This is a genomic window from Flavobacterium facile, from assembly GCF_036321945.1.
In the GTDB taxonomy this organism is placed as follows: domain Bacteria; phylum Bacteroidota; class Bacteroidia; order Flavobacteriales; family Flavobacteriaceae; genus Flavobacterium; species Flavobacterium facile.
The window spans coordinates 1-15,965 of record NZ_JAZAYT010000023.1 but is presented as its reverse complement, the minus strand read 5'-3'; the positions used below and the strand labels follow the sequence as shown (position 1 = coordinate 15,965).

The 15,965-nt window shown below is 31.0% G+C and carries 15 protein-coding genes and 1 tRNA gene; 6 read left to right on the top strand and 10 right to left on the bottom strand.

Going from position 1 to position 15,965, the window contains the following annotated elements:
- Positions 1-133: 133 nt before the first annotated feature.
- The 8 genes from UEQ13_RS00960 to UEQ13_RS00925 all read right to left on the bottom strand — a co-directional run bounded on the left by UEQ13_RS00960 (position 134) and on the right by UEQ13_RS00925 (position 9,127).
- Positions 134-1,777, bottom strand: a complete 1,644-nt coding sequence (locus UEQ13_RS00960) for a serine hydrolase domain-containing protein (RefSeq protein ID WP_329804482.1) — start codon at positions 1,775-1,777, stop codon at positions 134-136.
- 145 nt (positions 1,778-1,922) lie between these two features.
- On the bottom strand, positions 1,923-2,612 hold the full coding sequence (locus UEQ13_RS00955) for a LytR/AlgR family response regulator transcription factor (protein WP_329804481.1): 690 nt from the start codon (positions 2,610-2,612) through the stop codon (positions 1,923-1,925).
- Complete coding sequence (locus tag UEQ13_RS00950; RefSeq protein WP_329804480.1) at positions 2,605-3,642, bottom strand: sensor histidine kinase; 1,038 nt, start codon at positions 3,640-3,642, stop codon at positions 2,605-2,607. Before UEQ13_RS00950 ends, UEQ13_RS00955 begins: the two co-directional genes overlap by 8 nt.
- A 169-nt stretch (positions 3,643-3,811) precedes the next feature.
- Positions 3,812-4,576: a carboxypeptidase-like regulatory domain-containing protein gene (locus UEQ13_RS00945; RefSeq protein WP_329804479.1), complete on the bottom strand. Its 765-nt coding sequence runs from the start codon at positions 4,574-4,576 to the stop codon at positions 3,812-3,814.
- A 254-nt stretch (positions 4,577-4,830) separates the two neighbouring features.
- A complete protein-coding gene (locus tag UEQ13_RS00940; protein ID WP_329804478.1) occupies positions 4,831-6,846 on the bottom strand; it encodes a DEAD/DEAH box helicase in 2,016 nt (671 codons plus the stop codon).
- Positions 6,847-6,990: 144 nt separating this feature from the next.
- Positions 6,991-7,566, bottom strand: coding sequence for a non-canonical purine NTP diphosphatase (locus UEQ13_RS00935; RefSeq protein ID WP_329804477.1), 576 nt, complete (start codon positions 7,564-7,566; stop codon positions 6,991-6,993).
- A gap of 17 nt (positions 7,567-7,583) precedes the next feature.
- Positions 7,584-8,066, bottom strand: coding sequence for a hypothetical protein (locus UEQ13_RS00930; protein ID WP_329804476.1), 483 nt, complete (start codon positions 8,064-8,066; stop codon positions 7,584-7,586).
- A 44-nt stretch (positions 8,067-8,110) separates the two neighbouring features.
- On the bottom strand, positions 8,111-9,127 hold the full coding sequence (locus UEQ13_RS00925) for a quinone-dependent dihydroorotate dehydrogenase (RefSeq protein ID WP_329804475.1): 1,017 nt from the start codon (positions 9,125-9,127) through the stop codon (positions 8,111-8,113).
- Between the two features lie 217 nt (positions 9,128-9,344).
- Here UEQ13_RS00925 and ygiD point away from each other — a divergent pair, with 217 nt between their 5' ends.
- The gene (gene ygiD, locus UEQ13_RS00920; protein ID WP_329804474.1) at positions 9,345-10,175 is read left to right on the top strand and encodes a 4,5-DOPA-extradiol-dioxygenase; all 831 of its coding nucleotides are present in this window, start codon (positions 9,345-9,347) and stop codon (positions 10,173-10,175) included.
- A gap of 35 nt (positions 10,176-10,210) precedes the next feature.
- Here the strand turns inward: ygiD and UEQ13_RS00915 are convergent, their stop codons facing one another.
- Positions 10,211-10,606 (bottom strand): ExbD/TolR family protein, encoded by a 396-nt coding sequence (locus UEQ13_RS00915; protein ID WP_329804473.1) that lies wholly within the window; start codon positions 10,604-10,606, stop codon positions 10,211-10,213.
- Positions 10,596-11,309: a MotA/TolQ/ExbB proton channel family protein gene (locus UEQ13_RS00910; protein WP_329804472.1), complete on the bottom strand. Its 714-nt coding sequence runs from the start codon at positions 11,307-11,309 to the stop codon at positions 10,596-10,598. Before UEQ13_RS00910 ends, UEQ13_RS00915 begins: the two co-directional genes overlap by 11 nt.
- 126 nt (positions 11,310-11,435) lie before the next feature.
- On the opposite strand from UEQ13_RS00910, the gene UEQ13_RS00905 reads away from it, so the two are divergent.
- From UEQ13_RS00905 to UEQ13_RS00885, 5 genes are all read left to right on the top strand, one after another.
- Positions 11,436-12,650 carry a bifunctional folylpolyglutamate synthase/dihydrofolate synthase gene (locus tag UEQ13_RS00905; RefSeq protein ID WP_329804471.1) on the top strand — a complete coding sequence of 405 codons (1,215 nt, stop codon included), beginning with the start codon at positions 11,436-11,438 and terminating at the stop codon, positions 12,648-12,650.
- Between the two features lie 79 nt (positions 12,651-12,729).
- Positions 12,730-12,807: transfer RNA gene (locus tag UEQ13_RS00900), tRNA-Val, on the top strand.
- A 643-nt stretch (positions 12,808-13,450) separates the two neighbouring features.
- Positions 13,451-14,158 (top strand): porin family protein, encoded by a 708-nt coding sequence (locus tag UEQ13_RS00895; RefSeq protein ID WP_329804470.1) that lies wholly within the window; start codon positions 13,451-13,453, stop codon positions 14,156-14,158.
- A gap of 121 nt (positions 14,159-14,279) precedes the next feature.
- Positions 14,280-14,849 (top strand): outer membrane beta-barrel protein, encoded by a 570-nt coding sequence (locus UEQ13_RS00890; RefSeq protein WP_329804469.1) that lies wholly within the window; start codon positions 14,280-14,282, stop codon positions 14,847-14,849.
- A gap of 34 nt (positions 14,850-14,883) precedes the next feature.
- Positions 14,884-15,888, top strand: coding sequence for an IS30 family transposase (locus UEQ13_RS00885; RefSeq protein WP_329804339.1), 1,005 nt, complete (start codon positions 14,884-14,886; stop codon positions 15,886-15,888).
- The last annotated feature ends 77 nt before the right edge of the window (positions 15,889-15,965 follow it).

The following is a 15,965-nucleotide window of genomic DNA, read 5'->3' as shown; positions in this document are numbered from 1 at the left end:
TCTTTTTTAATTAAATATTAATCTTTTTATTTTCTCCTTAAAACTTTATAATCATTGTACGAAGTCGCCAAAGCATCTAATACTTGTAAGTCACTTGCTGATAGAATAAAGTTTCTATAATAATTACATTTTATTACTGTTTTTTTTCAAACCACAAATCTCGAATTCTACTCATCGTAATAGATAAACCCGTAATACTTCGTTTTTTGTTTCTTTTATATTTTGAAACAGCCATTCCTGACCAACTCAAAACATCTTGTTTTAAAATTTGAATATCAAATTCGCCAAAACGACTATGATATCCAATTAGTTTATCATCTTTTAGACTAATCGTATAAAAAGTTTCTAACTCAGAGCTATAAAACGTTCCGGTATATTCTTTTAAGTCTTCTATTAAAAGTGGTTTATCCACGTATTTTTCAAAAACATCTATTGAATTGTCTGCGGAAATCAATTTCATTGTATTCGTATTGACATCAAATTTTACAAGCAACTTTTCATTAACACCTCCCATTTGAAATTCAGTTGTTGTAATAGGAATTAATGGTGATTTTTTATTGTTACTACGTAAATACCATAAAGTATTATTTTCTACATAAATTTTTCGAGAATAGTTATTCTTATCACTCCAATACATTCCTTCATATTTTTTTAAAACTTCATCATTTAGGGTAATGGGCTTAATTTCTTCCTGATGGATTTCAGAAAGTAATTTGCTTTGCAAAAAAAGTTGGCTAATTTGATCGGCTGTTTTTGCTAATTGATTGGATGCAAAATTGGATAGTATTATAATTTCTAAATTATCATCAGGATAACTATACATTACGGATCGAAAACCTGCAATTGCACCAGTATGTTGAATTCTATGATTTCCGAAAAAATCATCCACAAAAACGCCAAAACCATAATTGTTTTTTTGTCCAGAATTTAAAACGTCAACGGTTTTAAGCATTTCGAAAGCACTTTTCCAATTCGTCGAAACTTCATTAAAATTTTTCATCCATTTTAAAACATCCTTACTTGTAGAATAGACATTTGAAGCACCATACGTTAAATCATTGTTCTCAACATAATTAAAAACTGAAGGTTCGATTTCTGAGTAAGATGTCGCTACTTTTGAAACTACATTAGAACTGTTTTCTTCTATAAAAGTAGCATTCATTTGAAGAGGTTGAAATATTTTTTCTTTCATCCAACTTTTAAAATTCTGTTTTGATACGTTTTCGATAATTTTCGCAAGTAAAATATAACCTGAATTAGTATACATATATTCTGAACCCGGTTCAAAATTCAATGCCGTTTGTTTTGTTAAATAACGATAAACATCTTCATTTGAGATAGCGTCACCATCTCGCCATCCAGCAAGTCCAAACAATTCCGGAGAACTTCTAAAACCACTAGTATGATGTAATAAATGTCGAATAGTTATTGGTTTTCTAAAATTATTTAGTTCTGGCAAATACTTTTTAATATCGTCATCAATAGATAACTTACCTTCCATTTGTAATAAAACAATTCCCATTGCGGTAAATTGCTTTGACATGGAACCAATATTAAAAACACTTTCTGAAGTATTTGAAATTTTATATGAAATATTTTCCAAACCATAGGCTTTTTCAAAAACCGTTTTATTGTTTTGAGTTACCAGAACAACACCACCTGGACCGTTTGAATTTTCCCACATTGAAAACAAACCATCAATGTCGTTTGTAATGTTTTGACTTGTTACTGAAAATGTGGTAAATACTGTGAAGTACAAAAAAATTATTTGTTTCATTTTTTTAGATCATTAAGTTAATAATGAAACAAATGTGAAGATTTACAAAGTAGTAGAAAACTTAATTATGCAAACTCCATTTTTATGTCTGCAAAATAAGAAATTTTGCAAAAAGACAAATTTTAAAATAGTATAGATTTATAGTTTAGCTTTTAATTTGCGAGAAAAAATGATCGCGGTACGTTTCTGAAATGGGGATAATTTCTTTTGAAATTTTTATTCTGCTTCGTTCTATTTCATCAATTTTACTGATTGAAACCATATACGATTTATGTACACGACAAATTAAATTTGCAGGAAGAAGCTGTTCTAATTCGGAAAAATTTTGAAGTGTCATTATTCTTTTATTTATGGTATGAATTCTTCTATAATCTCGCATTCCTTCAATAAACAGAATTTCATCAATATTGACTTTTTCCAATCGACTTTCTGTTTTAATAAAAATAAATTTAGAATTTAATTCCTTGTGATTAATCGACTTACTATCTTGAATTTTATCCACTGCTTGCAAAAACCTTTCAAATGTAAATGGTTTTAATAAATAATCTGTAACATTAAGTTCATACCCTTTTAAAGCATATTCGGAATACGCTGTTGTGATTATGACCTGACAATTTAATTTGGAATTTTCCAGCAATTCAATACCCGACAACTCATCTAAATTGATATCTAAAAAAAGTAAATCTACTTTATTAGATTTTAAAAACGCCAATCCTTCCAACGCATCATCAAAAGTGGCTAGCAAATTTAAAAAAGGTGTTTTCTCTACAAAACCCTTAGTTTTTTCCAAAGCTAAAGGTTCGTCTTCAATGATGATACAAGAATATTTAATCATTCGCTAAGGTTAAATTTACTTTATAAATGTCGTTATGTTTTGTTATGGCTAAGTTATGTTTTTTTGGATACATTAATTCAATTCTCTTTTTAATCAATTCGTTTCCTAAACCATTAAATTCTGATTGAAATGTTTTGTTTTCGCTATACTTGTTTTCGCATTCAAATACTATTTTTTCTTTCTCAATAACTAAAGAAACCGTTATGGCATTTTCCGTTTTTTTATTACTTACATGCTTGAAAGCGTTTTCTATAAACGGAATAAAAAGCATTGGCGAAATAGAATGGTTTGCAGTTTCTCCTTTTACAGTGAAATTTACAAAATTATCATTCGAAGTTCTTATTTTCTGCAAAGCGATAAATTTTTCAATATATTCAATTTCCTTAGTTAAAGCAATTTTTTCCGTTTTAGTTTCAAACAGCATAAACCTCAAAATGTCTGATAATTTATTCAGGTATTCTGATGCCAGTTGCGCATCTTTAAGTAGTAAGATATCGATATTATTAATGGTATTGAATAAAAAGTGAGGATCTAATTGAGACTTTACTAAAGCCAATTCAATTTGATGGTTTTTAAGATTAAGCGTTTCTTTTAATTGTATTTCATCATACCAAGTAATAAATCCTTTGATAATCACACTCATAGTTCCCGCAAATAATCCAATAAGTGACATGGTTATAATTTCAGCAAAAAAAGAGCTCCAACCTCCTTCAAACATAAAAGTTTTTCCGAATAATAAGGTCAACGAAAATCCTCCAACAAAAGCGGAACCAATAGAAAACAGAATGCCATAAACAAAGGAAAGCCCAATTTTTCTTGTTTTGACATACTTAGGAAAAAGATAAAAATAGAACAGATAAAATACACTAAAAGATGGAATTACCACAAATGGAACACCTACTTTAAGAATATTCTTAAAATTTGGCCCTGAAGAAAACCCTTGAGTTGCGGCAGCAATAATAACCAATAGTAATAAAAAATAAGCTAGCCAGAAAGTTGTATGAATCAAATAAACAATTGACTTTTTCATAATAAATAGATTAATTTTTTAATTATTTCAAAAGTCTTGATTTGTTTTATTTGTAGCAAAAGAAATATGCAAACTAGTTTATTTCATCTGCAAAACAGAAATGTTATAGTTGATTTTAATTAAAAAATAATGTAAATAGAACCAATTTAGTATTTAAAAAAACTACAGATTATTTTCTCTTCAACACTTTATAATCGTTATAAGAAGTTGCTAAAGCATCTAATACTTGTAAGTCGCTTGCTGTGTTGATAAAACTTCTTGAGTAGTTACATTTTTCTAAAATCTTATCAATTTCATTTTTGTCTAATTGTAATAACATTACTAACGATTCTCTGTCTGTTTTTTTACTTAAAATCGCTGCGAAATTGGCATCGTTTTTCAAATCCATTAGCTTCTTCAAATCTTTTTCTTTCGAATTAAATAAAGAATACACTAAATCTACCGGATTGGATAAGGCTTTCATTAAATTTTCAGTTGCATTTTTAGCTTTCATTCCTGGTTCGTACCCTAAATTTAAACCTGCAATGTTGTATCGGTAATTTTCATTAACTGGAATTAACTTCGTATCAATTTCTAAATAACCTGTTAAATTATAACTTGTTACCACAACGGTTTCAATTTCGTTTACTTTTTCACTTAACAAAATCGTTTTGTTTCCAGAAAGCCATTTTTGATTAATTTCCACCTCAGCATAATTATACCCTAAATGAGAAAACAATAGTTTATCATTCATATTTGCTGTAATTTCAAACTCTCCATTTTCAGAAGCTAAAACTACAGAAGAATTATTTTTATTTACAACTGTAACTCGTGAAATAGAAGCATTTGTTTTAATATCCGAAATCTTTCCTTTAACTTTTAATTGTAATGAATCTGTTTGAGAAAACCCAAAAACAGAAATGAAAAGTAAAAATATGTAGATTATTTTTTTCATTGTGAAAATATATTTCAACAAAAATAAGATTTAATTTTCAATGTTGAATATTGTTAACATAAGATTATAAGACTTTTAAACATATAAGTCATATAATCTTAGTAAAATTCTAAATGCAATAAGGATTTAGAAAAGAACATATAAACAAACCATCAAAGAAAAATCTTAAATGACTTCTATGTTTGATAAATTTGGGAATAAAAAAATCCCGAAACGAATAAACGAATCGGGATTGATATATTTAAACTAATAAATTAGTCATTTGATCTTCTTGGTGATCTTTTTGCTCCTTCAAATCCAGAACTTCTTCTTTCTGTTGAACGACCTTCAGATGAACGACCTTCACCTCTTCTTCCGCTATCGCGAGAATCAGATGATCTTCTATCGCTTCCACCAGTTGATGATGTTCTTGGTCTGAAACCACTTCCACCTTCACGGTTTCCGCCTTCTCTGTTTCCACCTTCACGGTTGAAACCACCTTCGCGATTTCCACCACCTGAATTTCCTCTGTAACCACCACCTTCACGGTTTCCGCCACCTGAGTTTCCTCTGTATCCACCGCCAGAATTTCCTTTGTATCCACCTGAGCTTCCGCCTTCACGTCTTCCTGAGAATCCGCTTCCACCAGATCTTCCACCACTTCTTCCGTTATGGTCTCTACGTCCACCACCATCATTTTTAGAAATTTCAACGTTAATTTTTCTACCGTTCATATCTGCGGCATTTAAAACTTCCATTACTTTTTCTGACAAACCAGCATCGGTATTAAAGAAAGAGAAACCTTCTTTACAGTCTACTTTAAATACATCATCTTGACCTACTTGTAAAGTATCACGTAAATAATCTTTTAAAGACATCCAATCGTAATCATCTCTTGTACCAATATTGATAAAGTATCTTACAGTTCCATCAGATGGAGCCGATTCTCTACTTGATGAACCACTGTCTTGAGAAGCTAAATCTTTAGATTTTTTGTAATAGTTTAAGAAACGATTAAATTCTACAGAAATTACTTTCTTAATTAATTCTTCTTTAGGAATGTCTTGTAACAATTCCATAATAGCAGGTAAATACGTATCAATTGAATGATCTGTTTCTGTATCTTTAATTTTGTTTGCTAAGTGTAACAACTGAATTTCGCAGATTTCCATTCCAGAAGGAATTGGTTTTTCTTCGAATTTAGTTTTGATAATTCTCTCGATTGAGTGAATTTTTCTGATTTCACTTTTCGTAATAATTACAAACGAAGTACCTGATTTTCCGGCACGACCTGTACGACCTGAACGGTGCGTATACGTTTCAATTTCGTCTGGTAATTGATAATTGATTACGTGAGTAATGTTGTCTACGTCAATTCCACGAGCTGCAACGTCAGTCGCAACAAGCATTTGAATTTGTCTTCCGCGGAAAGATTTCATTACGCCATCACGTTGTGCTTGCGATAAATCTCCGTGTAATGCAGCAGCATTATAACCGTCTTCAATTAATTTTTCTGCAACCGCTTGTGTATCTCTTTTTGTTCTACAAAAAATTACCGAAAAGATATCTGGATTCGCATCTGCCAATCTTTTTAATCCTTCGTATCTATCACGTGCATTAACTAAATAATATTCGTGAGAGATGTTTGCTGAACTAGAGTTTTTATGTCCAACCGTAATTTCTTGCGGGTTTCTCATAAATTCTTTAGCGATTCTAGCTACTTCTTGCGGCATTGTAGCCGAGAATAACCATGTGTTTTTTTCTTTTGGCGTGTCTGATAAGATACTTGTAATATCTTCATAGAACCCCATGTTTAACATTTCGTCTGCCTCATCAAGAACACAGATGCTGATGTTTTTAATATTCACCATGCCTCTGTTAATCATATCTTGCATTCTACCCGGTGTAGCCACAATTACTTGTGCTCCTCGCTTAATATCACGCGCTTGATCATGAATACTCGCTCCACCGTATACTGCAACAGTATATAAACCGTCGATGTATTTTGAGTATAATTTAATCTCGTTTGTAATTTGCAAACACAATTCTCTTGTAGGAGAAAGTATTAATACTTGCGTTTGCTTGTTGAATGGGTCAATTTTTTGGATTAGCGGAAAACCAAAAGCTGCGGTTTTTCCTGTTCCTGTTTGGGCAAGAGCGACGATATCCGTGTCATCTTCCAATAATAGTGGGATTGCCTTCTCCTGTACTTCCGACGGGGTTTCGAATCCTAAATCACTAATTGCTTTTAACAACGACTCGTTCAACCCTAATTGCTCAAATTTATTCATTATATATTTTTAAATTGGGTGCAAAGGTAGAATTTAATTTTGGATTAAACTAATTTGTTTGTTATTGATTTTCAGAAAGTTACGATTTGTTAACATGATAAAGTAGTTATAACTCGTGTAGTAACATTAAAATTACAATGCGTTTTATTTGTTTTTAAGAAAATTTATCAATTTTTGAACCGCAATTCCTCTGTGACTGATAATCGATTTTTGCTCCATAGACATTTCTGCGAAAGTTGTTGAAAAACCAACTGGTTGAAAAATCGGATCGTAACCAAAGCCCATGTTTCCTGACTTTTCTGTAGTAATTTTACCTTTTACAATGCCTTCAAACAAGTGTTGTTCGTTGTTCATGTTTAATGCAATAATAGTTTTAAACCGTGCATTTCTATTGGCTTGAGAAGCTAATTTCTGTAAAACCAAATTCATATTATCTTCTGGGTTTTTCTGTTCACCTGCATAACGCGCTGAATATACACCTGGTTCGTTGTTTAAACTTTCAATTTCTAAACCTGTATCATCAGCAAAACAAGGTAAACCAAAACTCTCCGTTACATAATTGGCTTTCAAAATGGCATTTCCTTCAATGGTTTCAGCCGTTTCCGGAATATCCACAAAACAACCAATGTCTTCTAATGAGACAATTTGAAATTGCGAACCGACTTGCTGCTGAATTTCAGCAATTTTATTTTTGTTGTTGGATGCGAAGACTAATTTCATATGTTGGGTACGCAGATTTAGCTGATTGAAAATGATTTTATTATTGCTTGTTCATTCTTATGATTTCTTCCCATTGAAACAATTGAAGTTCTCTTGTTTAAATCACAAATACTATTTACATAAACATTCTTTTCATTTGTAAATATTGTTATTTGTTCACCCCAGCTACCAGAAGTAAATTTTGGATTTGTAACATATAAAAAATAATTTCTTTTTTTATATGTTAATTCCCAGTTTAATTCAATAGCTAAATTTTCTATTTTCTTAACCATCTCTTGATTAGACAAATTCGTTTCAACGCTTTTAATTTTTAACTTATTTTTTTGAAGAAAAAACGTCACCAAACTAATTGGAAAACAAAATAACATAATTAAAAACAATCTCGAATTATCAAAACTAGCAGAATCTTTGATTAATAAAACAAAAACAATTAATGGCATAAAGCCAAATAAAATTGAAATCCAATAATGATCTATTTTATTAATTAAAGATAATTTCAATTTACCTTCATTAATACTAAAATTTATATCTTCCTCACTCAAAACTATGAACTAATTATCTTCTTATTAATATCTTTAATCAACTGTGGTCCTTCGTAAATAAAACCCGTATATAATTGTACTAAGCTTGCGCCAGCATTTAACTTTTCAATAGCATCATCAGCAGTATGAATTCCACCTACTCCAATAATTGGAAAGGATTTATTGCTTTTTTCTGATAAGAATCTGATGACTTCTGTAGAACGCTTGGTTAATGGTTTTCCAGACAATCCACCAACCTCAACTTTATTTTCTGACGTTAATCCGTCACGAGAAATAGTGGTGTTGGTTGCGATTACACCTGCGATTTTAGTTTCGTTTACAATATCAATAATATCTAATAATTGTTCGTTGGTTAAATCTGGTGCGATTTTTAAAAGAATTGGTTTCACCTTAACTTTCGTATTGTTCAAATCTTGTAAAGTCTGCAATAATTTTGTCAAAGGCTCTTTTTCTTGTAGTTCACGTAAATTTGGAGTGTTTGGCGAACTTACATTGACCACAAAATAATCGACATAATCGTATAAGGCTTCAAAACAAATTACATAATCATCCGTAGCATTTTCATTTGGCGTGACTTTATTTTTACCAATATTTCCACCAATTAAAACGCCTTTATTTTCTTTTAATCTTAAAATTGCTGCTTCTACTCCGCCATTATTAAATCCCATTCGGTTAATAATTGCCGAATCCGATTTTAAACGAAATAATCTTTTCTTCGGATTTCCGTCTTGTGGTTTTGGTGTTAGCGTTCCAATTTCAATAAATCCAAATCCGAAATCAGACAATTCATTGAACAATTTTGCGTCTTTATCAAATCCTGCAGCTAAACCTACTGGGTTTTTAAATTTCAATCCGAAAACTTCTCTTTCTAATCGCTTATCTTCAACTACATAAATCGCTTTGATTATAGATGTAACAAATGGAATTTTAGAAATAAATTTCACCAATGAAAAGGTAAAATAATGCACTTTTTCTGGATCGAAACAAAAAAGAATAGGACGTAAAAGTAATTTATACATAATATGTGTTGTGTTGTTGTGCAAAAGTAATTTTTAAACACAGATTACACAAATTTTCAGAAATTAAAATAGTACCACCAACCAAATTAGATTTTATAGCTATTTTAAATGTCAGCTGAATTTAATTTCGTACATTTGTATATACAAATATTGTTTTAGAATTATGAATAGAAAACATTTTTTAGGACTTTTAAGTTTGACACCAATAGTATACGCTATGAAAAATATAAACGAATTATTTAGTTACAAAGACCTTTTGCCAAATACTGCAAAAATGCCTGTATTATTTTTAGGTCATGGAAGTCCGATGAACGCCATTGAAGAAAATGAGTTTGTTACTGGTTTTAGAAATATTGCCAAAACCATTCCAACTCCAACTGCGATTTTGTGTATTTCGGCACATTGGTTTACAAAAGGCACGAAAGTTACAGCGATGGAAATGCCAGAAACAATTCATGATTTTGGTGGTTTCCCGAAAGAATTGTTTGATGTGCAATATCCTGCAAAAGGTTCTCCAGAATTAGCACAATTAACCAAAGAATTAATTCTTCCAACAGAAACTATACTTGACTACGATTGGGGATTAGACCACGGTGCTTGGAGTGTGATTAAACATTTGTATCCTGAAGCGAATATTCCAGTTATTCAAATGAGTATTGATTATAGTTTGACTGGTCAAGCCCATTTTGATATGGCTCAAAAATTACAATCGTTACGAAACAAAGGCATTTTAATTATTGGAAGTGGAAACATTGTACATAATTTACGAATGGTAGATTGGGCGAATTTCGATAAAGACAATTATGGTTTTGATTGGGCAATTGAAGCCAGAGAAAAAATTAACAAGAACATTATTAATGGTGATTTTGCGAATTTAATCAATTATCAAAAACAAGGAAAAGCTTTTGATTTAGCCATTCCAACGCCAGATCATTATTTACCTTTATTATATACCTTAGGTTTGAAAAAGGAATCGGAAAATATTCAGTTGTTTAATGATAAATTATTGGCTGGTTCTTTGAGTATGACTTCTGTGAAGATTGGGTAAAAACAAAAAACCCTGAAACAAGTTCAGGGTTACTTTTATTTCGGATTAGTCGCAATCACAAACTTCAGGTTGTTCTTCACTCCTATTTGAAGCACATCGACTAAATCTTGTACTTGTAAATTAAACGGAATTCGAACTACTACGGTTTGTTCTTTATCTGTACCAATTTTTGCTAACAATTCTTTTTCTAAATCTTCAAAATTGACTGGTTGTTTGTCAATAAAAAAGGCTTTTTCTTCGGTTACAGAAATACTTATAAATTGTTTGTTTGTTTTTTCGTTTGTTTTCGATTTTGGCAACGTCATTTTAATTACATTCGGATTCGCCAATGTAGAGATGATAAGAAAAAACAACAGCAAAAAGAACATGATGTCACTCATAGAGGACGCATGTACTTCTGCATGAAATCGTCTGTTTCTTTTAATTGCCATTTGGTCTCTGAATTATGTTTACAAATTCTAACACTTGTTTTTGAACATTTAGCATGAAATGGTCAATTCTTCCATTTAATAAATGGTAACCGGCATAAGCGATTAAACCTACGATAAGTCCAGCTCCAGAAGAAATCATTTTTTCGTATAAACCTCCAGAAATATTTCCAATACTTATGTTTTCGGTAATAGAAATACTATAGAAAATTTTAATTACACCAGAAATCGTACCTACGAAACCTAGAGTTGGTGCCATACCTGCGATTAAACCTAATTGTCCCATTTTACGTTCCATTTCACCTAACTCGATTTGAGCCATACGTTCCATGTTCGATTCAATTTCAGAAATTGGTCTTCCGATAGTTAAAATTCCTTCTTTTACTACTCTCGCTGTAGCGTTATTCACTCTATCCGCAGCACCGATAGCTAAATTCATATTCCCACCATTTAAATGTGTACGCACTTCTTTTAAAAGAAAGTCGTCATTTTTGGTAGTTTTACTAATATATAAGTAACGTTCTACTATTAAATAGATGGTATAAAACATCAATATAATAATTGGAATAAGAAAAAAACCACCTTTTAAAATAAATTCTAAAACTGATATTCCTTCAACAGGAGGTGGTGTATTTGCGCCATTTGCATTAGTTACAGCTTGAGCTACCGTATCAACAACAGTAGTTTGTAAAAAAAATCCGATCATAAGTAATACTATTCTTAATTAATTTTTTGAAATTTGCACTAAAGATACATTTTTCTATAAAGTATAAAACTAAAAAAAGTTGATTTTATTTTGTTGGATGTCGAAAATCTTTAAAATAAGCACAAAATGACCTATAAAGAAACTATAAATTGGCTTTTTAACCAGTTACCGGTGTTCCAAAACATTGGCGCTTCTGCCTATAAAAAGGATTTAACGAATACTTTATTATTAGTAGACCATTTGAATCATCCGGAAAGAAACTTCAAAACCATTCATGTGGCTGGAACAAATGGAAAAGGTTCGACAAGTAGCATGATTGCGTCTGTTTTTATGGAAGCCAGCTATAAAGTAGGCCTGTATACTTCGCCACATTTAAAAGATTTTCGTGAGCGAATTACTATAAATGGGAAGATGATTTCTAAAAATTACGTTCATGAATTCGTAACCAATCACAAATCGTTTTTCGAAAACACAGAATTAAGTTTTTTTGAAATGACAGTTGGATTGGCGTTTGAATATTTTTCTGATAAGAAAGTCGACATTGCTATTATTGAAGTGGGAATGGGCGGCAGATTAGATTCTACGAATATTATCACACCTTTACTTTCTGTGATTACGAATATCGGAAAAGATCACACGCAGTTTTTAGGTGATACGTTAGAAAAGATTGCTTTTGAAAAAGCGGGAATAATTAAGCCTAACATTCCAGTTGTAATTGGTGAATATACTTCAGAAACAAAACCTGTATTTTTAGAAGTTGCGAAACAAAACCAATCTGAGATTCATTTAACACAAGACAAAGTTCATCCAGATTATCCATGTGGACTTTTGGGCGATTATCAATTAAAGAATAAAAAAACGGTGATTGAAACCTTTAGAAATTTGAAGTCTGACTTTGTTATTTCCGAAGAAAACATCAAAAACGGAATTTTGAATGTAGTCCAAAACACCAATTTACAAGGAAGATGGCAAGTTTTACAAGAAAACCCGAAGGTAATTTGTGATACGGCTCACAACGCACATGGACTAGAAATTGTCATGAATCAATTAGAAAAGGAAAAATTTAAGCAATTGCATATCGTTTTGGGTGTTGTAAATGATAAAGATTTAGATTCTATTTTGCCATTATTCCCAAAAAATGCGATTTATTACTTCTGTAAACCAAAAATTGAACGTGGATTATCAGCGAAAATTTTACAAGAAAAAGCCGCAACATATAATTTAAAAGGAAATATATACAACTCTATTTCAATTGCTTATAAAAAAGCGTTAGCCAATTCTGACGCAAATGACCTTATTTATATAGGCGGAAGCACGTTTGTTGTTGCAGAAATAATTTAATTTTTTTACGATTTTATTTGCAATTACGAAAAACTGCCTTATATTTGCACTCGCAATACGGAAGTAACGCGATTTATTGGGGCAATTAGCTCAGTTGGTTCAGAGCACCTCGTTTACACCGAGGGGGTCGGGGGTTCGAACCCCTCATTGCCCACCAATATTTAACTCCTTAAGAAATTAAGGAGTTTTTTTTGTGCTCAATTTTAAAAATTAAATGAACTGGCGTCTAGTTTAGTTTGAACTATACTTACTTCGATTCGAACAAGGACTATTCTGATTTAAACCATGTCTATTCTCGTTTGAACTAAGCATACTTCGATTAGAACTATACTTACTTCGATTATAATCTGCTGGAAGGAGTAGGAATTATAATTCAGCAAAATAGAAACAAAATTGCCTACAATTCTATTAAAGACATTTGTATTGGATTTTTCAACTTACTTATGTCTAATTTTTATTACAAATTAAAAAAGACTATCAAACCTTTAATCACCTACATTATCGCGTTTTAAAATAAGAAAAAACATCACTTTTTACTCAGAAAAATCACAAACCAGACCCGATTTGTTAACAAAAATACCTTAAACAAAAAAGTTGGTTTTTTGTTAATGTTAATAACTATAAATCAAAAAAAGGGATCGTTTTAGAAAAATGCCCAGTTTACAGGGTTTTCATAACTTATTGACAGCCAGTCACAATAAGAAAAAGTGTTAAAAAAAATGTTAATAACCCTAAAAAAATGAGTCTCTAATTGAAAAAAACATTTTATATTTGTCCCATAACTTTAAAAATAAACAAAAATGAAAAAAGTATTATTAACTGCTGCTGCAGTAATGACATTTGGTTTAATGAGTGCTCAAGAAGAAACTACTTCTGCATACAAACCAGTAAAAGGAACAATTACTACTGAAGTTGGTTTAGTAGGTGGTTTAAACAACACTGATTTTTCTTTAAATTCAAACCCTACAAGTGCTGTTAAATTCAGATATTTCTTTAAAGACAATATGGCTTTAAGATTAGGTTTAGGAATTAACTCTGACAAAAACGAAATTGTTGACAATTCTGACCCAACTGATGTTGCTACTTTAATCAACAAAAACTCTAACAACTTAATTAACATCGGAATTGAAAAGCATTTTGCTGGAGCAGATAGATTATCTACTTATGCTGGTGCTGATTTGTTAATTGGATTCAAAGGCGCTTCTACTGAAGGTACTTCTAACGGATATTCTCTTAATATTGATGGAGCTAATTTAGATCCTAATACTGGAAATCTTGTTGGAAATGCAAGTACTGATTTAGGTTTCAGATTATTTACTGGAGCAGATTACTACATTACTAAAAAAGTATTTTTAGGTGTTGAAGCTGGATTAAACTTTTTAACTAGCTCTCAAAAAGATATCGAAATTACAGAAACTGGATCTCCAAACGTAAATATCGCTGGTGGTAAATCAGGTGGATTTTCTACTAAGGTAATTGGTGGAGTAAGAATTGGTTTCCAATTCTAATAACCTAAGATTTCAAAATTCAAAGCGCTTTGTTTAAATACAAAGCGCTTTTTTTTATTAATAAAATTATTAATAAAAAAAATATTTATAATTTTGGATCATAATTTAAAAAACAAACAAAATGAAAAAAGTATTATTATCTGCTGTAGCAGTATTAGCGTTTACATTTGGTAACGCACAATCTAACCAAAAAGGAACAATGCATGTAAATGTTATGGGTGGATTTTTATCTGGTACATCTACTCAAAAATGGGATGAAGCAGGTTCAACAAAAGACAAATCTACTGCTTCTGGTGCTCAATTTGGTGCTAATTTTCAATATGGTTTAGCTGAAAGTTTTTCTGCTGGTATTGGTTTAGAAGTTGGTACAGCTTTATTAACTCCAAAAAACACTGAAGATTACGATTTCGGTTACACTAACCCATCTATTTCTACTTTCAAAGTAAATGTATCTGGTAGATACTACATCTTAAACGATGAAAAATTCAACGTATTCGCTGGTCCATCTGTTGGTTTTACAACTGGTAAAGACAAAATTGTAGCTTATGCTGGAGACAGTAAAACTAAATATTCTGGATTAAACTATGGTATTAACGCTGGTGGTAACTACTACTTTACTGATGTAGTTGGTGTTATCGTAAACTTAGGTTACGAAGGAAACAGCTTAAAATCGGAGAATTCAATAACTTAATGCAACAAATGATAATTTTTATCTTTGTTGAATTATGGAAAAAAAGCACAAACGACTTACACTAAATGAACGCATTATTATTGAGACTTTACTCTATGAAAATAAGTCTAAAAGTTATATTGCAAAGCATCTAAATAGAAATCGTTCTACTATTACTCGAGAAATAAATAGTTGGATGCACAAACCAACCGATAAATACAATGCAACTTTAGCAGATTTCTTTGCAAAAGAAGAGTATTTAAACAAAAGAAATCTTGATAAAATAAATACTCATAAAAAACTTAAACTATTTGTTTACAGAGGCTTATTATGTGGTTTTTCGCCAGAACAAATTGCTGGAAGAATTAAAATTGATTATCCTAACAATAGTATTATGACAATCTCTCATGAAGCAATTTATCAGCATATTTATAAACATAGACAGTCAAGATTAGGCAAAAAACTCATACAACTTCTACCCTATCATCATTCCAAAAGAAGATACAATAGAAAAGGTGGAAAAAACAAAATACGAATCAAAGACCAAGTAAATATTAGCCAAAGACCCAACAGTGTTGAGTTACGAAACGAAGTTGGACATTGGGAAGGAGATCTAATGATTGGTGTAGGACAAAAAAGTGCCATCGGAACAATTGTAGAAAGAAAAACAAGATATGTTTTCATTATTAAATTAGAAAATAGAAAATCCGAAACCGTGACACAACAATTTGCAAAACACTTGAAAACACTACCCAAATACACTGTAAAATCAATGACTTACGACAACGGAATGGAAATGGCAAATCACAAATGGCTATCAAATAACACTGGAATGGATATATATTTTGCTAATCCTTATTCTTCCTGGGAACGTGGAACTAACGAAAACACGAACGGTTTAATTAGGCGTTTTTTCCCTAAAGGAACTGATTTTAACACCATAACAAACAAACAACTAAAACATGCTGAATTAACTCTAAACAATAGACCTAGAAAGGTTTTAGGGTACAAAACACCTCAAGAAAAAATGAATCAAGAAATCACTAACTATATAGCATAAATCAAGCCTATTTCGGAAATAACTTTTGGTCAATTAAAAAGACCAAAAAAGTTATTCTGAAATTAGACAAAATGAAA